This window comes from Tetragenococcus koreensis, from assembly GCF_003795145.1.
In the GTDB taxonomy this organism is placed as follows: domain Bacteria; phylum Bacillota; class Bacilli; order Lactobacillales; family Enterococcaceae; genus Tetragenococcus; species Tetragenococcus koreensis.
In genome coordinates this window covers 1,506,877-1,529,453 of record NZ_CP027786.1, presented here as the reverse complement: position 1 = coordinate 1,529,453, position 22,577 = coordinate 1,506,877, and the positions used below count along the sequence as shown (strand labels likewise).

Sequence of the window (22,577 nt, the reverse complement as noted above, 5' to 3'; positions counted from 1 at the left end):
ATTATGCGTGCAGTAATTCAAAGGGTAAAAAATGCTAGCGTCACAATTAGTGAAGAAATCGTAGGCCAAATTGACCAAGGGTTTATGATTTTATTGGGAATTCATGAGGAAGATACGCAAGAGGACGTGGATTATTTAGTTAAAAAAATTTCCAAGTTACGCGTTTTTGAAGATGAAAACGGCAAGTTGAATCTAAGTATTGATGCTGTGCATGGTAGCATTTTAAGTATTTCGCAGTTTACTTTATATGCAGATACTAAAAAAGGGAATCGGCCAAGCTTTATAAAAGCAGCGCGACCACAAACGGCAATTCCGTTGTATGATGCCTTTAACCAAGGTCTAAGTCAGCAAGGAATTCCCGTGCTAACAGGTGAGTTTGGAGCAGATATGCAGATCTCTCTTGTTAATGATGGTCCGGTGACTATTATTTATGATACCCGAGAAGAACATAAATAAAGCTGATTAAAAAGTATTTTGATTGAGCAAAATATAGAACCTAATTCCTAGTGTTGGTAAGCAGAAAAATGTTTCTTGCAACCAGCACTAGTTTTTTTTATCTATTTTATGGAGGTTATTTCGACTGATTAAGGTCCAATAGCGTAGTTTGCATATCCTTCTTTGTCTCACTTAAGGTGATTAATTTTTAACGATTGGGATAAAGTTATTACAATCTAAACCAGGACTTTGTTGATGTTTGATTTTCAAGCTGGAATTGTTGTTTTGTTCACAATTTAGTACTTTTTTGGAAGAGGACTCTTTATCAAACAAAGGAAAGTTTCTTATTTTACTAACAAAAATATTTGTAAGCGCTTTACAACTGTGAGATAATAAAGAGGCAGGAGAAGTTAGCTTTCGTTTATTAATAAAGAACGTTCTTAAATAAGTTACATTCAACACAATGAAAGGAGATTGTTTATGGCAACTATTGGAAATTTTGATAGCAGTGAAGTTAAAAAGGAAAATCAATTATTTTCGCGATTTAAGACATTAGTAGAAACAGCTTTTTATGGGAACAATGTGACACACCTAGCGAATTTACAGCAAGCTTATGAGAATGCTACCCAAGTACCAGGGACGATTGTTACAGATTTGCCGGTGAAACATACTAAGGATCTAGGGTTGCCGGAAGAGGCCAAGATGCTTATTTTTAATGACGGAAAAGTAGTTGGTAGAACCGCTGCAGCTCGTGTTGTCATTGGTCATCCCGGCGTAGATTCTGATTATTATCAGGGGATATTACGCGAAGCTTTATATCAATCATCCAAACAAAATTTTTATTCCGCCGAAATTATTGTAGGCTTAGACGAAAAATTCATGGTTAAGGGACATGTAACGGTTCCTGAAGGTTTTGAAAATAACCTATATTCTTATTTGTTGAATTTTCAAATGGTAAATGAGCAATGGCAACAACGCTATGAAGATTCTGTTTCTTACAAAGAAAATGATATTTATCTTTTTGCTGACCCTAACTGGCAACACCCCGATTTTCCTTACGGTTTGGCTTTGTTTGACCCGGAACATAACGTGGCAGCTATTTTAGGTTTACGTTATTTTGGTGAATTGAAAAAAGCAACATTAACGCTTGCCTGGGCAACGGCACACCGTAATAACTACGTAGCTTGTCATGGTGGAATCAAACAATACCATCTACCAGATAACAAAAAATACACTATGGCGGCATTTGGACTTTCAGGTTCGGGAAAATCAACGATTACTTTAACGAAACACGGCGGCAAATATAAAGTTGATGTTTTGCATGATGATGCATTTATTATTAATCGCGATACGGGAGCAACGATTGCATTAGAGCCCTCTTATTTTGATAAAGTACAAGATTATCCGTTATCACATGCTACGGTTGATTACTATCTAACAATGCAAAATGTTGGAGCGACCAAGGATAAAAGCGGGAAAACCGTTCCTGTTTTGCAAGATATCCGAAATGGAAATGGACGTACAGTAAAATCGCGGTACGTTACAGAAAATCGGGTCGATGTATTAGATGATAAATTAGATGCGGTTTTTTGGATTATGAAAGATGATAGTCTACCGCCAGTCGTAAAAGTGGAAGATCCGATCTTAGCTGCAGTTTTTGGATTAACCTTAGCGACGAAACGATCAACAGCTGAAAATATTGTGGAAAAAATTGATTTAACTCAATTAGTCATTGAGCCATACGCTGATCCTTTCCGAGCATATCCTTTAGCTGAAGATTATCGTAATTTCCGCGATCTATTTAATAAAAATAAGATTGATTGTTACATTTTGAATACAGGTGCTTTTCAAGGCAAAGACGTTACACCTAAAGTGACCTTGTCTAGTATTGAAAATATCATTAATGAAGACACAGCATTTGAGCCATTTGGAACAGTAAAAGAAATGTCATACTTGCCAATTAAAGGGTATGAAGTTGATTTTAGTAATGAAGAATACGTAGAAAAAATTAAAGCTCGTCTGCAAAATCGTTTGGATTATATTTTAAAAGAAAACGATGAGAACGAAGGGTATGATGCTTTGCCTAAAGAAACTGAAGAAGCAATGCGTCATGTTTTAGAAGAATTGTGAATGAAATAAAAATAAACTGTTAGTTAACTAAAATGGTCCCTATAAAATAGACGCTGATAAAAAACCCCCTAAGAGGATTTTATCGGTCGATTTTATAGGGGCTGTTTTTTGTGTATAATAAAGACAAAGAAACGTTTGGGTTCGGTTCCTTTCCGTGGATATCTTTTCTCTTGACGGGAAAACACAGGAAGTGCCTCTAGAAAAGTGAACCTTAATAAAAGAAGGAGTGGGGAGTAGATGGGAAAAAACTATTTCACGGAAGAACAAGTCGCAGAGCTCAACTTGAATTCCAATGTACAAAAGGTTTCCACCAAAGCGATCACCTATACAGAAGCATTCCGTCAGTGGTTCTACCAGGAATACCAAGGCGGAAAAATGCCTTCAATCATCTTTCAAGAAGCAGGCTTTGATACAAACGTTCTGGGGAAACAACGCATTCAAAATTTTTCGAAACGAACAAAGAATATGGCGCAACGTTTAGAAGGATTTACGGACCTCCGTGCGCAAAATACGGGAAGACCTCGGAACAAAGAACATACGACCGAACAAGAACTGGATTACTTACGTCACAAAGTTGCTTTACAGGAACAACAAATTGATGCGCTAAAAAAAACGAATTTTATCAATCGCCAAGCGGCACGAGCGACACCCAAGCGAAATTCCAACTCATCCAAACCCTGATTGCGCGGGACCATAATTTATTGAATATCACTTGGTTATGCGAAATTGCCCAAGTGTCAAGATCAGGATTTTATGCATGGCGGCATCGAGCAGAAAAGCGCGCCCAACGAGAGGCCCAAGACCAGGTCGATTTTGAATTGATCTTAGAAGCTTACAATTATCGTGGCTTTCAAAAAGGCTCTCGGAGTATTTATATGCGTTTACTTCACACAGGAACACGAATGAACCGGAAAAAAATCCAACGATTAATGCAAAAATACCGTTTGTTTTGTCCGATTCGTAAAGCCAACCCTTATCGGAAAATGGCGAAAGCCAAGAAAGAAAATACGATTCTTCCCAACGTATTAAACCGACAATTTAAGGCAACAGGACCCAAAACGGTCTTACTTACCGATGTGACGTACCTGTTTTATGGTCGCCAACAAAAAGCCTATTTATCCACGATCAAAGACGCGTACACACACCAAATTCTTGCTTATGCCCTTAGCCCTTCTTTAGAAGAAGATTTTATATTAGAAACCATTCATCGATTGTATAAGGACCATGCGTTGCCTAAAAATTTTCACGCCTTGATCCATTCCGACCAAGGCGTGCACTATACGAATCTTCAATTTCAAACCTTGGTACACAGCCAACAGCTTCGTCAATCGATGTCGCGACGGGGCAATTGTTGGGACAATGCCCCGCAAGAATCCTTTTTCGGCCATATGAAAGATGAAATCCAGGATTTAGCTGGGATCGATTCTTATGCGCAAGTCCAGTCAATCATCGACGATTATATGGATTACTATAATCACGAACGGTATCAATGGGCCTTGGCGAAGTGTGCGCCCATCAATATGAACAATACCTTAAAACGGGCATTCACCCTCTTCAAACACTGAATCAGAAGTAAGCAGGGCATGCATTGCCTCTAGCTCATTGCTTACTTCTTGGGCATATTTATTTAACAGTTCTAGGAAGGCTTCTTTGCGATAGATTGCGCTCACATCCAGATTGGGGCCGTAAAATAAGACATACAAGAAAAATTCGCGTTCAAACGTCGGATCCACCGTCCCTTTTTGTAGAAAAGGAAGAAGGTGGTCGATTAAATCTTGTTCGTCTCGCAACTGGGCTCTCACGGTTTGATAAGCCCTAAAGTAGTTCCTTTGTTCTTCTAAGGTTAAGGATTCGAAATAGTTCACCATAAACCCTGGATAGTTCCCTCTTTCATGTTCTTTCCTGAATAGCGCAAAATCCAAACGATCGCTGTTTCTAACATCTTTCTTATCTAATACCATCTGATTTCTGGAAGACAAAAGCACGCTCTCTAAGTTTTGAGAGCGTGCTTTATGCTTTGTCCCCGCTCCTCCTTACTTCCTTATCCTAAGGAAGTTGCAAGAGAAGTATAGGGGTTTTTTTCATATCGTCCTTGACATAGGGTCCACTTTAGACTTTTAATGGTTAGCTAGCAGTTTATTTTTGTGTATACTGTCTTTTTATACATTGCCACTTAATTTTATAAAGAAAAATAAACTCACACTTTACTTTTTAGTTGAAAAATGTTAAGTTGTACTTAACCCAAAAAAACAAGGAGGGTCGAAAGTGGATATCGGCAAACGAATTTATGATTTACGCACGAACCGAAATATGAGTGCCAAAGAGCTTGCTAAAAAAGCAGGAGTGTCTGCTGCTTTTATCTCAGCACTAGAACATCACACAACGAGTGCTTCAATTGCAACGTTAGAATACCTATGTAATGGATTAGACATTTCATTAAGTGAATTTTTTCAAGAAGATGAAGCACCTTTAGATGTCGAGCTACTTCATAAATTCGCAAATATGGACACACAACAAAAAACAGCGATTTTAAATTTAATTGAAGTTTTTTGTCCAAATAAATAAGCACTTGAAAATAATAGGGAGGCTAATGGATGAAAGAGTATTACCAAATACCGGTTGATGAAACAATAAAACAATTTGAAACAGATCAAAAAACAGGTCTTGCTCAACAAACAGCTGATAAACGATTAGACGAGAACGGACCCAATGAGATTCAACAAGGGCAGAAAACTTCACCTTGGAAATTATTATGGAATAATATAAATAATTTGATTGTGTACTTATTATTAGCAGCTGCAGTTATTTCTTTTCTTATGGATGATTTAGCTGAGACGATTGCAATCTTGCTTGCTTTACTACTAGCAGTACTTACTGGTTTTTTTACTGAATTAAAAGCACAAAAATCTGTTGAGTCATTGCAAAGTATGATTTATACCACTACTACAGTTATTCGCGATGGAAAAACGCAAACCATCGAGGCATCTAAAGTCGTTCCAGGCGATATACTCTTATTAAGGGAAGGAGATGCAATTGCAGCAGATGGCCGGATCATTGCCAGCAATAATTTTGCTTGTATCGAATCAGCCTTAACTGGGGAATCAGATGCTGTTGAAAAAAATGCAGATGAAATTTACGAAGAAGAAATGCCCTTAGGAGACCAGGGAAACGTAGTTTTTGCCGGAACAGCTGTGACGCGTGGCTATGCTTACATTGTTGTGACAGAGACTGGTATGGAAACTGAAGTCGGTAAAATTAGTGGAATGTTAGACGAAGAAAATAACGATAAAACACCACTAGATATTGAATTGGATAAGTTGAGTAAGGCAATTATCTTCGCCGCTTTAATTGCGGGAGTTGCAGTACTTATTGCAGGATTGATTACCGATAAGCCTTTTGTAGAAATGATTCATATTTCAATCATTTTAGCTGTTGCAGCTATACCAGAAGCGATGCCAGCAGTTGAAACGATTACGTTATCAAAAGGCATGCGGACAATGGCTGAACGTAAAGCTTTAGTAAAAACTTTGCCAGCAGTTGAAACGCTAGGCGCCACCAGTGTCATTGCCAGTGATAAGACGGGGACGTTGACTGAAAACCAAATGATGGCTTCTGAAGTAGTGCTAAGTGATGAAACTCATTATGAGGTCACAGGAGAAGGTTACGATCCAAATGGTACTATCAAAAAAGATGAGAAAGAAATTAACCCAGCGGATAATAAAGATTTGATGCAATTTATTCAAGCAGGTGTTTTATGCAACACTGCACACGTGGATCAAAATGAGGATGGTCAATATGAAGTTGTCGGTGACCCGACAGACGGCGCATTGGTCACTTTAGGAAAAAAAGTTGGGTTAGATCGACAAGACTTAGAAGAAGAAGGTTTTGAAAAAATAGCTGAAGTACCGTTTTCTTCTGAAAATAAATACATGATTGTGGTCTATGAAAAAGAAGAACAGCGTGAATTGATTATTAAAGGTGCATTCGATGTAATCTTAGGCTTGGCCGACCAATCACAAAAAACTAAGGATGATTTACAACAGCAAAATGAAAGATTTGCTGAAAAAGGACAACGTGTGATCGCAATCGCAAGCGTTGAAGGTTATGATGGCGGCTTGTCTGAAGAAGAATTGAAAGAGTCATTAGATGGTTTGAAAATTCAAGGTTTAGTAGGTATTATTGATCCACCGCGTCCAGACGCCTATGAATCAATCGAAACTGCACAAAACGCCGGCATTAAGGTTAAAATGATTACAGGTGACCATCCGAAAACAGCTTCAATTATCGCTAAGGACATTGGGTTAGCTGATTATGAAAAAATTATGACTGGTAAAGAAATCGATGAACAAGTAGATAATGATGACTTTGCCCAAGTGGTTGATGAAACAGCAGTTTTTGCTCGAGTTTCACCCGAAAACAAGATGCAAATTGTCTCTGCCTTAAAAAAAGAAAGTGAAGTTGTTTCGATGACAGGCGACGGCGTGAATGATGCCCCAGCTTTAAATGACGCTAATATCGGTGTTGCGATGGGCGTAAGGGGGACAGAAGTAGCCAAAGAAGCTTCGGATATGATTTTAACGGATGATCGTTTTGGCACAATCGTTGATTCGGTTGAAGAAGGAAGAATCATTTTTGATAATATCAAAAAATACGTTTCTTTCTTGTTCGCTTGTAACATGGTTGAAATTATTGCAATTTTTGCCAGTGTGGTCTTTTTACTACCCATGCCGATTGCTCCGTTACACATTTTATTCTTAAATTTGATTATTGATATTGCTCCTGCGATGTCTCTTTCTTATGAACCAGCAGAAGAAAATGTCATGGAAAGAGGTCCTCGCTCTAAAAAAGACAGTTTAGTCAACCGCCACTTTTTAACTCGTATTATTTTTAGTGGTGTGATTATCGGAATATCCGCTTTTGTCGTGTTTAGAATATTACTAAATGGCGACCAATCAGGCGAATATGTACAGACAGCTGTGTTTACTTTTATGGCGATTGCCCAATTGATGCATATCTTTAATGTACGTAAAACAAATTCCTTTGGCTTTGATCGGTCATTCTTCCAAAATAAAGCATTAGTTGGCGCAATTGTATTATCAGTTGCTTTACAGTTAGCAGCTGTATATCTGCCATTTATGAATGATCTATTAGGAACTGCACCACTACAACTAGGTACTTGGGCAATTATTTTAATTGCGGCTGTTTTATCTACACTGGTTGTAGGCCTGTTTAACAAAATTAAATATCACCATTAATTTAGGCTTAGTTTAAACTTATGGGTTTGTTTAGCAGATTTTATGGTTTAAAAATAAAAAAATAAAATTTCCCCTCGTTGAGTAACGATAAAGTTTGGTATAATGATTTTAATATCAAATAAAAGGCTTACAAGAAGTTACTTAAGAGGGGGATATTTTTGTGGGGAAATTAGTAGATCTGCAAAACGAGTCAGACATTCGTGGTGTTGCGATTGACACTCAGGAAGACCAAGCAAATTTAACAGTTACTGCGGTAAGAGAAATTGCTGTGGGCATTGTAAATTGGCTGCATGAAAAGGGAATTAAAGATAAATTAACGATTGGGGTGGGCAGAGACAGTCGTTTAAGTGGTCCAAAACTGCAAGAAGCACTCATTGAAGTACTCACTTCTTATGACGTGGAAGTCTATGATTTTGGCTTAGCGACTACCCCAGCTTTATTTATGAGCACACAGTTTTCGCAATTTTCATGTGATGCAGGCATTATGTTAACGGCTAGTCACTTACCTTATTATTACAACGGCGTAAAAGTTTTTAGCCAAAAGGGTGGGGCAGAAAAAGAAGACATTGCTTATATTTTGACTCACACCGAAAGTAGCGAACATTTTGGTGCGGGTACAGTGACAAAAGCCGATTTACTCACCGTATATGCCAACGATCTTGTTGAAAAGATCCGCACAGCTAGTAAGAAAAAACAAGAGAAACCGTTGAATGGCTTTAAAATTGTAGTTGATGCAGGAAATGGAGCAGGCGGCTTTTTTGCCGAAAAAGTATTACAACCTTTGGGCGCGGATACTTCAGGTTCACAATTTTTAGCACCGGATGGGAATTTTCCCAATCATGTTCCTAATCCGGATAATAAAGAAGCTATGCAAAGTATTCAAAAAGCAGTTTTGGCTAATCAGGCCGATCTAGGTGTGATTTTTGATACTGATGTCGATCGTTCGGCGGTAGTAACCAAATCAGGCGATGTATTAAATCGAAATAACTTGATTGCAGTATTAAGCCGGATTACTTTAAATGAACATTCAGGGACCAGTATTGTCACTAATTCACCGACTTCTGATCATTTAAAGGTTTTTATTGAAGCTTTAGGCGGCAAACAAGTACGCTACATTTCTGGTTACCGTAATGTTATCAATAAAGCACAGGATCTAAACCAAGAAGGCGTTGATAGCCAATTAGCAATTGAAACCAGCGGACATGCGGCGTTCAAAGAAAATTATTTTCTAGACGATGGTGCGTATGTAATCGCTAAAATTCTAATGCTGCTACCTGAATTACAAGCTGAAGGAAAAACTTTGGAATCATTGATTGCGGATTTAAAACAGCCGCTTGAAACACAAGAAGTTCGTTTTAAATTAGAAGCCGATGACTATCGAGCACTTGGTGAACAAGTAATTGAGCAAATTGCCGATATTGATATTTTCGGTTGGGAAGTTGATCCAGAAAACGAAGAAGGCATCCGTTTTCGCTTATCTCAGCCATACGGGCAAGGATGGTTTTTATTACGCATGAGTTTGCATGAACCTTTATTAGTTTTACAAGTTGAAAATGATGAAGCAGGGCATATCCTACCTGTATTAAAAAAGATGCAGCAATTCTTAAATAACTATCCGGATGTGAACCAAGAAAAATTAGTGCCATTAATCCAAAGCCAATAACTATTAGAAATATAGCAAGTTAACTAAAAAATCTGAGCAAGGGAAATTGACATTTCTTATGACTCAGATTTTTTTTAAAAAAGAAAATCAAGTATAGAATTTATTGAATTGAGTCTTTATAGGAACAGAAATGGTTATCTTAACTGGAAAATTATTTGTTTTTTCTCATACATGCCGTCATTATCCATAATTATTGGAGGTATATTGTTTGATGTACCCCCAATATTTTGCAGATTGGAGGCACATTGAGAAAGTTGCCACCGATAGCGTATGGATTGGAGGTACATCGAGAAAGTTGCCACCGATAACGTATGGATTGGAGGTATATCGTTAAATGTACCCCCAATATTTTTGCAGATTGGAGCTACATCATTTGATGTCTCACCAAAATAGCATTGATATGTAAAACTAGTCCGTTATTTTTCAAATATAGAGAACTAATTTACATTTTCATATCTACTCCACTACACCTTAGTTTGAAAGTGAAAAGAAAAATCTATATAATGAACAAGAATTGAAAAAATGGAGGGACAAGAATGGAAGTTTTCCGGAAAAGACCAATAAAAAAAGATTCGGTCAATACATTGAAACGGGAATTAAAATTAAAAGATTTGATCATGCTAGGAATCGGCGCAATTATTGGTACGGGGATTTTCGTTGTGACCGGACAAGCTTCGGCAGATTATGCGGGTCCAGCTTCCATGATTTCCTTTATTATTGCAGCATTAGTTGTGATTTTAAACGGGATCTGTTTTGCTGAATTTGCTTCACGAGTACCGGTATCAGGTGGACCTTACAGTTATATGTATGTCGTTTTTGGTGAATTGACGGCTTGGATTGCTGGATGGTTATTGATTTGTGAATATATGCTGGCAGTTTCCTCTGTTGCTGCAGGTTGGTCTGGCTATTTTCAAGGATTTTTGAGCAACTGGGGAATCCAACTACCCCAAGCATTAACTGCTGGTTATAACCCAGAAAGAGGCACCTATATCGATCTAGTTGCTGCATTGGTAATGATCCTAGTCACGTTATGGGTTACCCAAGAAGCAAAAAAAGCATTGCGGTTAAACAATGCAATGGTTTGGGTGAAATTTGGGGTCATTATTTTGTTTGTCGCTGTTGGCATATTCTTTGTCCAACCAGCTAATTGGCAGCCCTATGCACCTTATGGTATGCAAGGGATTTTTAACGGAGCTGCTTTAGTGTTTTTTGCCTTTTTAGGATTTGACTCTATTTCGATGGCGGCTGAAGAAGTCGAAAATCCGCAAAGAGATGTCCCTCGAGGAATTATTGGATCCATTTTAATTGCTACTGTTTTATACGTGGTTGTGACCTTAGTTTTAACAGGGATTGTGCCCTTTACTCAATTGGGCGTCGCTGATCCAGTAGCTTTTGCTATGCGTTATATCAATCAAGGATTTATCGGTTCAGTGATTTCTGTGGGAACTATTTTAACTTTACTAACAGTCACTATCTCCATGCTGTATTCCTTGGCAAGACTCATTTATTCGATTAGTAAAGATGGCTTGTTGCCGAAATTTTTACAACAAATTGATGAAAAGCGTCGAACGCCTAAAAATGCGACATTCGTTGCTGGAGCAATTGGTTTATTTTTTGCTGCTGCTTTTCCTTTGAATATTTTAGCTGAATTAACCAATATTACCGCCTTAGCTTGCCTGGCTTTAATGGCTCTGGGTGTTATCCGTTTGCGTAAGATGTTGGGTGAACCAAAAAAAGGTGAATTTAAAGTGCCATTTGTCCCAGTATTGCCGATTATTTCGGTACTTTCGTGTGTATTTTTAATGCTACGTTTGGATAGAGTTACTTGGACAGTCTTTATTATTGCTCTTCTTTTAGGGTTGCTTATTTATTTTGGTTATGGCTACCAGCACAGCGATTTGAATAAAAAAAGCGCTGATATAAAGTACGAGGACCTGTGATATAGGGCCCTTTTATAATAAAATATCCGAACTATAGAGAAATTATTTCTGCACTCAAGCAGGACTCGTCGTAAATGCACGACTTAGCGAATTTCATCAAATATAGTTCGGATATTTTTATTTGTATCATAACCCTTGCGCCAAATAACTTTTTTATTGGCCTTTTTGAGTCGTTAATTCGATCAGCTTCTGTTTTAATCCTTCTTCCAGTTCGCCAAGTTCTACTTCTGCATGACGACGGTTTTCTTTACCTTCTTTTTGAATACGTAACGTTTCTTCAATCGTTTCAACCAAATCATTTTGCGTCTGTTGTAACGTATCAACGTCTACAATACCGCGTTCATTTTCTTTTGCAGTTTCAATAGCTGAGACCTTCAGCATTTCCGCATTTTTCTTTAGTAAGTCGTTGGTTGTCTCAGAAACTTGCCGTTGGGCGGTTACCGCGTCTTTTTGGCGTAATAACGTGAGGGCAATGACTACTTGGTTTTTCCATAAAGGAATAGCTGTATTAATCGAAGATTGGATTTTTTCTGCTAAGGCTTGGTTGGTGTTTTGGATCATACGTATCTGTGGTGCTTGTTGTAGCGTGATTTCTCGAGTTAAACGCAAATCATGCGTACGCTTATCTAAACGATCTAAAAACTGCGCATAATCATTAGCAATTTGAACATCCATTTGTTCACCGGTTTGACGTGCTTTTTCCATTGCTTCAGGAATTGTTTTTTGTTCAAGTTCTTCCATTTTTAATTCACTAGCTGCTATATAAAGATTTAGCGCATCGAAGTAGTCCTTATTTTTTTGATAGAGCTGTTCAAGCATTAAATGATCTTCAAGCAAGCCGTCTTTTTCTTTGTCCAATTTAACGGCGACCTTATCGATTTGGGCGCCAATTTTTTGGTATTTAGAAGTGATTTCGTAAATAGATTGTTTGACTTTGCCAAACATACGCTGGAAAATATTTCCTTCACCTGCGCGTAGTTCATCAGGGTTCGCTTCTTGTAGACGATACATCAGTTCATTTAAGGAATCGCCAACAGGACCAATATCTGAAGTTTGCACCTGATTAAGCATGGATTGGGAAAATTCACTTAGTTTTGTCTGAGCTTTTGTCCCATAACTTAATACTGCTTGTTGATCTGTGGCATCAATTTGGTCGGCTAATTGCTTGGCTTGTTGTTTTCTGTCATCAGATAACTTGTCAATTAACCGAGGGGCTTGCTCTTGCGTATGTAGATTGGCTAGCTCTTCTTGTTGAGTTGATGTTAATTGATTTAAATCTGGAGTAAACGAATCACTCATTAAGTCTTCCAGAGTTTTATCAACGGATTTTGTTTCATTGGAGTGCTCGGCCATAATAGTTGTTCCTCCTTGGAGTAGGCTAATAAATAGAAGAAGACAAAAGCAGGGCTTTTATCTAGCTTCATGTTCTTTATAATTTCCGTTTTGCTTTAAACTTTGTTTGGCGATGGATATTTCAACATCTAGGTCATCTAAATCATCGGATACGAATTTTTGATAATCGATGGTAATTAAAGCAGCCATTTGATCGATGATTTGAATACTTTCTTCGATTTTCTCATAGGTATCACGACTTTTTATTTGATGTTCATTAATGTCAATGAATTTATCGGTTAAATCAACCAAATTTGGTAAATGAGTATATAAAAAGTGATTGGCTTCAGGCATACGTTTAGGCGAATCAACAATTTCTTTAAACAAAGCTTTAGAAGCCTTAATCGTGTCATGACGTAAATCAATGGCTCTTAGTTTTCCGCTCTTATTAATTGTTGCTTGTAAATGTTCAATTTGTTTTTTTGCTTGGTTCATCGTTTGGCGAAACATATCAATTTCGCTATCTGACATACCAGCGTTAACATAGCTTTGTTCACGTTTTTTTGATAATGTTGGCAAGTCACTTTTGTTAGTACCTTGCGATCTTCCTCTTAGGCCGTAATAGATTAAAAGCCCTCCGGCAATAAAAAACAACAATGGGAAGTAATCAAATAAGCCATTTTCTGCAAAGATGTTAATGAAAAAGCTGACTCCTAAAATGAGAGCAATCCATAATACCCATTTTGATTTTTTCATTTTGTTAGAACCTCCTAAAATCCTCGTATATAAACGCTCCATGTCTTTTCTCTACTCTTTTATTCTAGCATGATATGACAAATAAAAGAATCCGACTTGCGGTGTATTTCAATAAATTTAGAAAAACATAACCTTTTTTTGTGTTAGAATGTAAGAAATTATATAAGATAAAAAAGAAAGTTTGGTGAAATGGTGCTGAATTTTGAAGATTTTGAAGAAAAAACAATCAATAGAAAAGAGATATTTCACGGGAAAATTATCGATGTGGCACTAGACGATGTCAAATTGCCTAATGGTCAAACTTCCAAGCGGGAATTGGTTTTTCATTCAGGGGGCGTGGGAATTATTGCTCTTACACCTGAAAATAAAATGGTATTTGTTCGGCAATTTAGAAAACCATTGGAAAAGGTCATTTTAGAAATTCCTGCTGGAAAAATTGATCCTGGTGAAAATTCTCATCCAGAAGTTACTGGAAAACGAGAATTAGAAGAAGAAACAGGATATAAATGTGATTCAATGACCTATCTTTCTTCGATGTATTTGTCTCCAGGTTTTTCAGATGAAATGTTGTATATCTATTTAGCCAACAATATAGAAAAAGCGGCCCATCCTAAGGCACAAGATGAAGATGAGCTACTTGAGCTCTATGAACTGACCTTAGATGAAGCTGAGCAAGCAGTAAAAGAGCAAACAATTTGTGATGCTAAAACAATTTATGCGATTACTTGGTGGAAGTTACTGATCGCCCAAGGGAGTGTTTAATATGGCAAAAGACCCACTTGTTACTCGCTCACATCTGCGTAAACATCGCGGTCAAGCCGAAGAAAAGCGACGACAAGTCCAAGACCAAGCAGAAACAGAGTATCGCGATGAAGAAAAACGAATCAATAATTATTATCGGAAACAATTGAAAAAAAATAAACCCATCGATGCAACACGCTCTAGCCAAAATCAACGTTCTCGTCGAATGAATAGTTTTTTGATGAAATGGATTGTCATCGTATTTTTATTGCTAGTACTCGTGTTAATGATGGTTTTCTTTTTATAATTTCAACGAAAAAAGGGAGAAACAAATGAAAATAGGAATTATTGGCGCTATGGCGCAAGAAGTAAAAGTTTTGACTGAATCATTTAAAGAAATAAAACAATGGGAGAAAGCTGGAGCTACTTTTTACTCTGGTGAAATGGCAGGTCATGAAGTCATCGTGGTCCAATCAGGAATTGGCAAAGTGTTGGCTTCGCTAACCGCGAGTCTTTTAATTCAACAGTATAAAGTTGATCTTTTAATTAATACTGGTTCGGCTGGAGGCATTGGTGCTGGGCTTTCAGTAGGAGATGTAGTGATTGCTGAAAAATTGGCGTACTATGATGTAGATGCTACCGGATTTGGCTATGAATATGGACAACTTCCTGGTGGAATGCCTTTGTACTACGAAGCAGACAGCCAATTGGTTGAACAAATTGCTTCAGCTGCAGAAAAATCAGACCTTTCGATTAAAAAAGGACTGATCGTTACTGGCGACTCTTTTATTGATGATCAAACAAAAATTAACGAAATTTTAAATCATTTTCCTGCGGCACTTTGTTGTGAAATGGAAGGGGCAGCAATCGCTCAAACTGCCCAACAATTCAATGTGCCAGCAGTTGTTATCCGGGCCATGAGTGACACAGCTGACCATGCCGCAACTCAAAGTTTCGATGAATTCATTGATCACGCTGGCCAGCGTTCAGCTGAAATGGTCATGACTTTTATTCACTCTATTTAAAAATGCAGATAAAAAACGAAGGTAGCAAGATTTTTTTGCCGCCTTCGTTTTTTGTTTTATTCGTTGGAAATCACCAAATCTTCACGCGATTTTCTGGTTTACGGTACATTTTATCAGTAGAATGAATATCAAAAACCGTGAAAAAGTCGTCCAAATTTTGGAGTTGAATATTCGCACGTAATTTTGCTGGCGCGTGGACATCGATTGCAAGTAGTAGTTGTTGATATTGTAGTCTAGCTTTAGTGCGCCAAATTTTCGCCCAATTATTAAAAAATGCTGTCAAATCGGTTTGTTCTTCATTTTTTGCCGCTTCTAAAGCACAGCTTAACCCACCGGCGTCGGCAATGTTTTCTGAAACAGTCAATTTACCATTAACAGTCCCGCCTGTAGTTTCTAAGCCATCGAATTCTTCAATCATCCCTTGTGCTAGCTCTTCAAAATAAGCTAAGTCTTCTTTGGTCCACCAATTATTCAAATTACCGTATTCGTCAAATTTTGCACCATTATTATCAAAGGCATGAGAAATTTCGTGGGCAATCACTGCACCAATTCCGCCGTAGTTCGCACTTGCTGATTGCTTAAGACTATAAAACGGTGCTTGTAAGATGGCAGCTGGGAAAACAATAATATTTAACGAACCATTATAATAGGCATTTACCGTAGAAGCGGCCATTTCCCATTCATTACGATCTACTGGTTGTTTAAATTTCTTGAAGTTATCTTGCCGAATCAACTGCAAAAAGCGGCGAACATTAGCTACTAAGGAGTCTTCTTCCTTAGTTTTCAACTTTTCATAAACAGCTGGAATTTTATCGGGATATCCCACATTAATTCCTATTTTATCTAATTTCAAAATTGCTTTTTCTTTAGTTGCTTCACTCAACCAGTTGTTTTGTTTTAAGCGATTTTTATAAACCTGGATCATTGCATGAACCATATGTTCAACATCGTTTTTGGCCTTTTTTCCAAAATACTTCTTGCCATAGTAAAGTCCAATCACTTGATCAAATTGGCCTAAAGTCAAATGAAAAGCAGCTTTTTCGGGCGATGGAAGTTCATCAATGCCAGATAAGCTACGACGATATAGGCTGCCTGTTTGGCGAAAATCTTCGCTTAAATATCTAGCATAAGAAACGACTGTTAATACATACATCCAGTTTTTCAATAAAGGCAGATGTCCTTCGGTGATAAAAGTATTAAAATGCTCGAAGTAATCCGGTTCTGTGACGATTACTTGGTCGACTGGTTCGTCAAACAATTCATTAAAAGCAATGTCAAAGTCCATTTGATCTGAATAAGCAGTGACCGTTTTTCGATCACGTGGATTGTAGATTTTACTGTAGTCCGCATTTTCCTCAGCATTACGCACATAAGGAACTAAGCTGCGATCAAAAGCCAAGGCCTGTTCTGCAATAGTCTCACTTTCTGATTGGCTACAGCCAGTCAATTTCAACAATTTGACTACCATTTCAAAAAAGACTTGCAATAATTTTTCTCCTTGTTGATTACCATCTTCATAATAAGTTTTATCCGGTAAAATTAAAGAAGCTGGTGCAAGGTATAATGCATGTTCCTGCGTATTTTTCATGTCTGCATCGACAAAAAATTCAAACGGCAAAGGCAGTCCTTCTTTAAGCCAACTAGCCAGTTGCTGGTTAAGTTCGTCATAATTACTAATGTTTTGAATACGGTCAAGTAAGTCTTTAATTGGGGCCGCTTTTAACGTATTTCTTTGGTCATAATCATTAGCCAAGCGGTAAAAAGCTACCGCCTCTTTCAACTTACCTTCTGGGATTTTATCCTCTGATAAACTCATTTCTTTGAGCTCATCCATTAAAAGTTGTTCGATATCTTCGGCTAAATCTTGAAATCCGCCAGTTGCGGGCTTATCAGCCGGAATCTCTGCTGTTTTCAACCAATCTCCGTTGATTGCTTCATAAAAATCATCTTTTAAGTTTGCCAAATTTTTCCCTCCGTTCCTGTGGTCAATTATGATACAAATAAAAAAGAGAAACAAGTCTATTGTCCTCGTAAATACTAAATTATAGCTCAAACGTAGGCTATAAATTCAGTAAAGAAAGGTCAGCAAATAGAATTAGCGAACTTAAGTTAGCAAAAGAAGAAACAATAAAAGCAATGAAGTTAGCTAAACTGACTTTTTATTAAAAAATATTGTATAATTATAGGAAAAGGAAGATGATTATGTTAAAAAATCAGTGGATTGGATTAACTGCAGATAAATTTAAACCTTATAAAAATTGGACTACACCTAAAGGCGGTTTGTGCGGAACCTACGCGGCCAGTGTGTTTATGGCTTTTTATCAAGACAATTTAGATGATACCATCATTCCTAGTTTTATCCGTTTCAAATATAGCAAGGATAAAAGCAACTTGGTTCATTACTTACGCTTATTTATTCAAAAACGAGGATTACCGACGGTTGCTTATCAAGTAGCTCATGGTTTATCCAGTTATTTTTCTTATTTTGGGCTTAATTATCGAGCACGTGCGACAATGATTGGCGGCTGGCAACGAGTGGTTAAACGAATTGACCAAGGACAACCAGTAATTGTCGGACTAAACAAACTGCTAGGCAGCACCTATGGCAATCATTGGGTAGTTGCTTACGCTTATAAGGAAACAACTGAAGGCAAACGCTATTTAAAGATTCATGATAACTGGGGGAATTACCAGAAGGTTATTCCGGCAAAGTGGATAAATGGAACGATTTCCTTGCCTTAAAACGCATGGTAAAATAGAATGAAAATGTGGTAAAATAAAGAAAATAGTTAAATTGGAGGCACTCATGGTCGCAAAATATGAAGATGAATCGTTGAAATTTTTTAGTTTAAATGGTAATATCCCGTTGGCAAAAAAAGTTGCCCAGGTTTTTGGCACAGAATTAGGTGAATGCACAATAAAAAGTTTCAGTGATGGAGAGATTTCTATCAGCATTGAGGAAAGCGTACGCGGAGTAAATACGTTTATCATTCAAGCAACCAATCAACCAGTCAATGATTACTATATGGAGTTATTGATTATGATTGATGCGATGAAACGAGCTAGCGCTAAAACAATTAGCGTGGTCTTACCATATTATGCATACGCTCGGCAAGATCGTACAGCAAATCCACATGAGCCTATTACGGCTAAGTTGATTGCCAACCTAATTGTCGAAGCTGGTGCTACTCGGGTATTGACGCTAGATCTTCATACAGTTCAAGTTCAGGGCTTTTTTGATATTCCGGTTGATAATTTATTTACAATGCCGTTATTTGCTCAGTATTATCGAGCAAAAGGAATGTGTGGCGATGATTATGTGGTTGTTTCACCTAAAAATAGCGGTGTTCAACGGGCACGCAGCTTAGCAGAATATTTGGATACGACGATCGCAATTGTAGATCAAGGCGAGACTGAAACAGACGAGGGATATGTGATTGGCGATGTGGAAAATAGAAACTGTATTCTGGTTGATGATATTCTAAATTCAGGAAAAACTTTTGCCAATGCTAGTGAACTTTTAAAAGCAAATGGCGCAAAAGAAATTTATGCGTGTGCTTCTCATGCTTTACTTTCTGATGGGGCCAAAGAGACACTAGAACAATCGGAAATTGCTGATGTTTGTGTAACAGATTCCTGCTTAACACAAGAGAGTCGTCACCCGAAAAACATTACCTATATTACTTGTTCAAAACTTTTGGGCGAAGCAGTCAAAAGAATTCATGAGAATACACCGATGAGCCCCTTGTTTAGTAAAGTGGACAAAGACTTTTTATAAAATAGCAGCCAATGAAAAAATGAACCAAGTTTTTTCATTGGTATTTTTCGCAATGATGTTTTAAGTTGTAAACAAAGAAGGTGAGAAGATGGTTTATTTAGATCATGCAGCAACGACGCCTATGCATCCAGCTGTGATTGAAGAAATGACTCAAGTAATGACTGACTCTTTTGGTAATCCCTCCAGTATTCATCAATATGGGCGCAGCGGGCAGGCCAAATTAGAAGATGCACGTCAAGTCATTGCCGATAGTATGCAAGTAAAACCGCATGAAATTATTTTTAACAGCGGCGGCACGGAAAGTGATAACACGGCGTTAATTGAGACAGCTCTAGCAAAACAAGGTCAAGGAAAACATATTATCACAACCGCAGTTGAACATCCGGCTGTTTTAAATACGGTAAAATATTTAGAACAGATAGGGTTTGAAGTAACCTATTTGCCGGTAGATGAAAAAGGGCAGTTGGCCGTTGATAAAGTAAAAAAAGCTTTGCGCGATGACACAATTTTAGTTTCTGTTATGATGGCAAATAACGAAACGGGGAATCTTTTTCCAATTGCTGAAATTGGTGAACTATTGCGCGATCATCCAGCAGTTTTTCATACGGATGCCGTTCAATCTTATGGGAAAATCGCTGTCCACCCGAACGAATTACTAGTAGACTTATTAAGCGTATCTGCTCATAAATTCAACGGTCCTAAAGGCGTTGGCTTTTTATATAAGCGTGATGATATCTCGCTGCCGTCCTTTTTACATGGCGGTGAGCAAGAAGAAAAAAGACGAGCAGGTACTCAAAACTTAGCTGCCATTTGTGCAATGGCTAAGGCAATTGAACTATTACCTGCAAAAATCCAAGACAACAATCAAGAAAAGTATCAGGGATTTTCTACCAAGTTATTGGACGACTTAGCAGCACAAGGAATTGAGTATCACTTGAATGGCGATACAAATAACAAATTGACTCACGTATTGAATTTGCAATTTCCCGGTATTTCCAATGATTTAATGTTGATGCATCTGGACTTAAAAGGTTTTGCGATTTCTACCGGCTCTGCTTGTACAGCGGGCAATGTTGAGCCTTCTCATGTGCTTGAAGCAATGTATGGTCAGGGTTCGACAGCGATTAACGAATCTGTTCGAATTAGCTTTGGTTACGGAAATACGCAAGAAGAAATTGACCTTTTTGCACAAACCATCATTGATATAGTTCAACGTTTAAAAAAGAAACACTAGAAAAACCAATTGAGAGCCTTTATAATAAAAGTAAAAGCAATTAATGAGGTGAAAAAATGGCTTTTCAAGAAAAAACAACAGTTTTAGGCGCAGATACTACATATAAATTAGCTCCAACCGCTAAAAAATATACTTTGCGTGACAATGGATTTACCGAAACATCTAGTGGCAATTTTCAACTGGTTCGACCCCTTGAAGCAACTCCACAGAGTAAAGAAGGTCTCAAGTTGAAAATTACTGTAGATAAAAATATCCAAAAAATAAAGATGTCAGTGACTACAGCTAACGGTTTAAAAGCAGTCAACATTTTTAAAAATAAGAATGAAGTGTTGCAAGAACAGTTTTATTTTTTGATGGACGGTTTTATAGATCGTGGTTTGTTTGAAAAAGCGTAAAAAATAGCTTAGTGTTAAAAGACTTGCAAAATATGATTTGCAAGTCTTTTTGATTGCAAAGAAAGTATATCTTTTTAACAAAACATAAACCGTTTTTTAAAGTATTTTTATGAACGCTTATATTGTGTAGCTTTGAAAAAGGATCGAGGAAAGTTCGACTTTTGGCACTTAACGATTTATTGGGTAACAAATTTTGTTTTCTTTCCTCGTTATTAATTTTTTGAGGAACGTTTTATTGTTCTCTTACTTATCTTTTAAATATTGAGTAAAAGACCTCCATTTTCCTCTTCATTTTCAGCTATTTTTAACTTTTTCAATAGTTTTTTAGTTGTTTTTGAGTAATAGATTTTGGTTTCCTTCCTCGTTGTTGATTTAATGAGTAATGCTTTACAATTTTCTTCCTCAACTTTCAGTTATCGAGTAAAAGATCGCCATTTCCTTCCTCATTTTTTAGTGTAGAAAAATCTGCTCAGCAACTATTTTATAAGTTGTAAAATTTTTAAAAATTTATATTGGATTATTTGAGTTAAGAATCCGTACGTGAAATTCTTTGGATTCTGCTGTATAATGGCAATTACTGGAAAAGTTGCGACCTTCAAATCGTAGATATTTCAGAATCTATATTGAAATGATGGTGATAGCATGACAGACAACAGCAACACACGGGTTGTCGTCGGAATGAGCGGCGGGGTAGATTCCTCTGTTACGGCTCTTTTGTTGAAAGAACAAGGGTATGATGTGGTCGGTATTTTTATGAAAAACTGGGACGACACCGATGAAAATGGTGTTTGTACAGCGACTGAAGATTATAAAGATGTGGCCAAAGTAGCCGCCCAAATTGGGATCCCATACTACTCGGTTAACTTTGAAAAAGAATATTGGGATCGAGTATTTGAATATTTCTTAGCGGAGTATCGTGCAGGACGTACGCCGAATCCAGATGTAATGTGTAACAAAGAAATTAAGTTTAAGGCTTTCTTAGATTATGCGATGGATTTAGGTGCTAATTACGTAGCAACGGGTCACTATGCGCAAGTGGAAAAAGATGAAAATGGCGTAGTACATATGTTGCGTGGTGCGGATCATAATAAAGATCAAACGTACTTTTTAAGTCAACTATCACAAGAACAACTAGCCAAAGTCATGTTCCCTTTGGGTAATATTGAAAAACCAAAAGTTCGAGAAATGGCAGAAGAAGCTGGACTTGCGACGGCTAAGAAAAAAGACTCTACTGGCGTATGTTTTATTGGCGAACGGAATTTCAAACAATTTTTAAGTAATTATTTACCAGCACAAAAAGGCAATATGGTCACTTTAGATGGTGAAATCAAAGGTCAACATGATGGATTAATGTATTATACGATTGGTCAACGTCAAGGTTTAGGCATTGGCGGTGGTGGTAAAAATAGTGAACCTTGGTTTGTTATCGGTAAAGATCTAGCTGCTAATACTTTGTATGTAGGTCAAGGTTTTGAAAACCCTGAGCTATATGCTGATCGCTTAGATGCGAGTGAAGTTCACTTTACAACTGATGAAGTAAAACCAACAGAATTTCGTTGTACAGCAAAATTCCGTTACCGTCAAAAAGATACAGCAGTGACCGTTCGTTTAATAGAAAACGAACGAGCTGAAGTCATTTTTGATGAACCAGTACGGGCTATTACGCCAGGACAAGCAGTCGTTTTTTATGATGGTGATGAATGTTTAGGCGGCGGCTTGATTGACCACGCGTATAAAGCAGCAAAAACGTTGCAATATGTATAATCGTAGAAGGCAGGAAATTTTCCTGTCTTTTATTGTATAAATTACATTACCGGCGTACTTTTTCACAAGCTGATTCATTGCAACTTTTTTTAAAACTCAATACGATTACCTTAGAAAGTAATTTAAGGA

At 37.4% G+C, this 22,577-nt stretch carries 20 protein-coding genes; 16 read left to right on the top strand and 4 right to left on the bottom strand.

The window, feature by feature from the left end:
• Positions 1-3 precede the first annotated feature (3 nt).
• The 4 genes from dtd (at position 4) to C7K43_RS07235 (ending at position 4,130) form a co-directional block, all read left to right on the top strand.
• Positions 4-456, top strand: a complete 453-nt coding sequence (gene dtd, locus C7K43_RS07250) for a D-aminoacyl-tRNA deacylase (protein ID WP_124006259.1) — start codon at positions 4-6, stop codon at positions 454-456.
• Positions 457-915: 459 nt separating this feature from the next.
• Positions 916-2,565: a phosphoenolpyruvate carboxykinase (ATP) gene (locus C7K43_RS07245; RefSeq protein WP_124006258.1), complete on the top strand. Its 1,650-nt coding sequence runs from the start codon at positions 916-918 to the stop codon at positions 2,563-2,565.
• 237 nt (positions 2,566-2,802) lie between these two features.
• Complete coding sequence (locus C7K43_RS07240) at positions 2,803-3,246, top strand: HTH domain-containing protein (protein WP_124006227.1); 444 nt, start codon at positions 2,803-2,805, stop codon at positions 3,244-3,246.
• Positions 3,234-4,130 (top strand): IS3 family transposase, encoded by an 897-nt coding sequence (locus C7K43_RS07235; RefSeq protein WP_124006257.1) that lies wholly within the window; start codon positions 3,234-3,236, stop codon positions 4,128-4,130. Before C7K43_RS07240 ends, C7K43_RS07235 begins: the two co-directional genes overlap by 13 nt.
• Here the strand turns inward: C7K43_RS07235 and C7K43_RS07230 are convergent.
• On the bottom strand, positions 4,098-4,544 hold the full coding sequence (locus C7K43_RS07230; protein WP_124006225.1) for a hypothetical protein: 447 nt from the start codon (positions 4,542-4,544) through the stop codon (positions 4,098-4,100). The genes C7K43_RS07235 and C7K43_RS07230 overlap by 33 nt on opposite strands.
• A 286-nt stretch (positions 4,545-4,830) precedes the next feature.
• Here C7K43_RS07230 and C7K43_RS07225 point away from each other — a divergent pair, with 286 nt between their 5' ends.
• The 4 genes from C7K43_RS07225 to C7K43_RS07210 all read left to right on the top strand — a co-directional run bounded on the left by C7K43_RS07225 (position 4,831) and on the right by C7K43_RS07210 (position 11,423).
• The gene (locus C7K43_RS07225; protein ID WP_124006256.1) at positions 4,831-5,130 is read left to right on the top strand and encodes a helix-turn-helix domain-containing protein; all 300 of its coding nucleotides are present in this window, start codon (positions 4,831-4,833) and stop codon (positions 5,128-5,130) included.
• A 29-nt stretch (positions 5,131-5,159) separates the two neighbouring features.
• Positions 5,160-7,820 (top strand): cation-translocating P-type ATPase, encoded by a 2,661-nt coding sequence (locus tag C7K43_RS07220; protein WP_124006255.1) that lies wholly within the window; start codon positions 5,160-5,162, stop codon positions 7,818-7,820.
• Between the two features lie 160 nt (positions 7,821-7,980).
• Positions 7,981-9,483, top strand: coding sequence for a phosphohexomutase domain-containing protein (locus C7K43_RS07215; RefSeq protein ID WP_226996634.1), 1,503 nt, complete (start codon positions 7,981-7,983; stop codon positions 9,481-9,483).
• 536 nt (positions 9,484-10,019) lie between these two features.
• Entirely contained in the window at positions 10,020-11,423 is a 1,404-nt protein-coding gene (locus tag C7K43_RS07210) for an APC family permease (RefSeq protein ID WP_124006254.1), read from the top strand.
• Between the two features lie 153 nt (positions 11,424-11,576).
• Here the strand turns inward: C7K43_RS07210 and C7K43_RS07205 are convergent, their stop codons facing one another.
• Together C7K43_RS07205 and C7K43_RS07200 are read right to left on the bottom strand one after the other, a co-directional pair.
• Complete coding sequence (locus C7K43_RS07205; RefSeq protein WP_124006253.1) at positions 11,577-12,776, bottom strand: toxic anion resistance protein; 1,200 nt, start codon at positions 12,774-12,776, stop codon at positions 11,577-11,579.
• Between the two features lie 57 nt (positions 12,777-12,833).
• On the bottom strand, positions 12,834-13,511 hold the full coding sequence (locus tag C7K43_RS07200; RefSeq protein ID WP_124006252.1) for a 5-bromo-4-chloroindolyl phosphate hydrolysis family protein: 678 nt from the start codon (positions 13,509-13,511) through the stop codon (positions 12,834-12,836).
• A 192-nt stretch (positions 13,512-13,703) separates the two neighbouring features.
• On the opposite strand from C7K43_RS07200, the gene C7K43_RS07195 reads away from it, so the two are divergent.
• From C7K43_RS07195 to C7K43_RS07185, 3 genes are read left to right on the top strand one after another with little or no spacing between them, the layout of a single operon-like run.
• Positions 13,704-14,273, top strand: coding sequence for an NUDIX hydrolase (locus tag C7K43_RS07195; protein WP_124007256.1), 570 nt, complete (start codon positions 13,704-13,706; stop codon positions 14,271-14,273).
• A 1-nt stretch (position 14,274) separates the two neighbouring features.
• The gene (macP, locus tag C7K43_RS07190; RefSeq protein WP_124006251.1) at positions 14,275-14,559 is read left to right on the top strand and encodes a cell wall synthase accessory phosphoprotein MacP; all 285 of its coding nucleotides are present in this window, start codon (positions 14,275-14,277) and stop codon (positions 14,557-14,559) included.
• A gap of 25 nt (positions 14,560-14,584) precedes the next feature.
• Entirely contained in the window at positions 14,585-15,277 is a 693-nt protein-coding gene (locus tag C7K43_RS07185; RefSeq protein ID WP_124006250.1) for a 5'-methylthioadenosine/adenosylhomocysteine nucleosidase, read from the top strand.
• Between the two features lie 70 nt (positions 15,278-15,347).
• Here the strand turns inward: C7K43_RS07185 and C7K43_RS07180 are convergent, their stop codons facing one another.
• Positions 15,348-17,240 carry a M13 family metallopeptidase gene (locus tag C7K43_RS07180; RefSeq protein ID WP_124006249.1) on the bottom strand — a complete coding sequence of 631 codons (1,893 nt, stop codon included), beginning with the start codon at positions 17,238-17,240 and terminating at the stop codon, positions 15,348-15,350.
• Between the two features lie 239 nt (positions 17,241-17,479).
• Here C7K43_RS07180 and C7K43_RS07175 point away from each other — a divergent pair, with 239 nt between their 5' ends.
• The 5 genes from C7K43_RS07175 (at position 17,480) to mnmA (ending at position 22,448) form a co-directional block, all read left to right on the top strand.
• Entirely contained in the window at positions 17,480-18,019 is a 540-nt protein-coding gene (locus C7K43_RS07175; protein ID WP_124006248.1) for a C39 family peptidase, read from the top strand.
• Between the two features lie 64 nt (positions 18,020-18,083).
• Complete coding sequence (locus C7K43_RS07170; RefSeq protein WP_124006247.1) at positions 18,084-19,055, top strand: ribose-phosphate diphosphokinase; 972 nt, start codon at positions 18,084-18,086, stop codon at positions 19,053-19,055.
• Positions 19,056-19,143: 88 nt separating this feature from the next.
• Positions 19,144-20,289 (top strand): cysteine desulfurase family protein, encoded by a 1,146-nt coding sequence (locus tag C7K43_RS07165; RefSeq protein WP_124006246.1) that lies wholly within the window; start codon positions 19,144-19,146, stop codon positions 20,287-20,289.
• A gap of 56 nt (positions 20,290-20,345) precedes the next feature.
• Positions 20,346-20,684, top strand: a complete 339-nt coding sequence (locus tag C7K43_RS07160; RefSeq protein ID WP_124006245.1) for a DUF1831 domain-containing protein — start codon at positions 20,346-20,348, stop codon at positions 20,682-20,684.
• A 642-nt stretch (positions 20,685-21,326) separates the two neighbouring features.
• Positions 21,327-22,448, top strand: a complete 1,122-nt coding sequence (gene mnmA, locus C7K43_RS07155) for a tRNA 2-thiouridine(34) synthase MnmA (protein ID WP_124006244.1) — start codon at positions 21,327-21,329, stop codon at positions 22,446-22,448.
• The last annotated feature ends 129 nt before the right edge of the window (positions 22,449-22,577 follow it).

What these genes read in the sequence shown, in the direction of transcription:
- dtd (WP_124006259.1), top strand. Translation starts at nt 4, where the DNA reads ATGCGTGCAGTAATTCAAAGGGTAAAAAATGCTAGCGTCACAATTAGT.
- C7K43_RS07245 (WP_124006258.1), top strand. Translation starts at nt 916, where the DNA reads ATGGCAACTATTGGAAATTTTGATAGCAGTGAAGTTAAAAAGGAAAAT.
- C7K43_RS07240 (WP_124006227.1), top strand. Translation starts at nt 2,803, where the DNA reads ATGGGAAAAAACTATTTCACGGAAGAACAAGTCGCAGAGCTCAACTTG.
- C7K43_RS07220 (WP_124006255.1), top strand. Translation starts at nt 5,160, where the DNA reads ATGAAAGAGTATTACCAAATACCGGTTGATGAAACAATAAAACAATTT.
- C7K43_RS07210 (WP_124006254.1), top strand. Translation starts at nt 10,020, where the DNA reads ATGGAAGTTTTCCGGAAAAGACCAATAAAAAAAGATTCGGTCAATACA.
- C7K43_RS07205 (WP_124006253.1), bottom strand. Translation starts at nt 12,776, where the DNA reads ATGGCCGAGCACTCCAATGAAACAAAATCCGTTGATAAAACTCTGGAA.
- C7K43_RS07200 (WP_124006252.1), bottom strand. Translation starts at nt 13,511, where the DNA reads ATGAAAAAATCAAAATGGGTATTATGGATTGCTCTCATTTTAGGAGTC.
- macP (WP_124006251.1), top strand. Translation starts at nt 14,275, where the DNA reads ATGGCAAAAGACCCACTTGTTACTCGCTCACATCTGCGTAAACATCGC.
- C7K43_RS07185 (WP_124006250.1), top strand. Translation starts at nt 14,585, where the DNA reads ATGAAAATAGGAATTATTGGCGCTATGGCGCAAGAAGTAAAAGTTTTG.
- C7K43_RS07175 (WP_124006248.1), top strand. Translation starts at nt 17,480, where the DNA reads ATGTTAAAAAATCAGTGGATTGGATTAACTGCAGATAAATTTAAACCT.
- C7K43_RS07170 (WP_124006247.1), top strand. Translation starts at nt 18,084, where the DNA reads ATGGTCGCAAAATATGAAGATGAATCGTTGAAATTTTTTAGTTTAAAT.
- C7K43_RS07165 (WP_124006246.1), top strand. Translation starts at nt 19,144, where the DNA reads ATGGTTTATTTAGATCATGCAGCAACGACGCCTATGCATCCAGCTGTG.
- C7K43_RS07160 (WP_124006245.1), top strand. Translation starts at nt 20,346, where the DNA reads ATGGCTTTTCAAGAAAAAACAACAGTTTTAGGCGCAGATACTACATAT.
- mnmA (WP_124006244.1), top strand. Translation starts at nt 21,327, where the DNA reads ATGACAGACAACAGCAACACACGGGTTGTCGTCGGAATGAGCGGCGGG.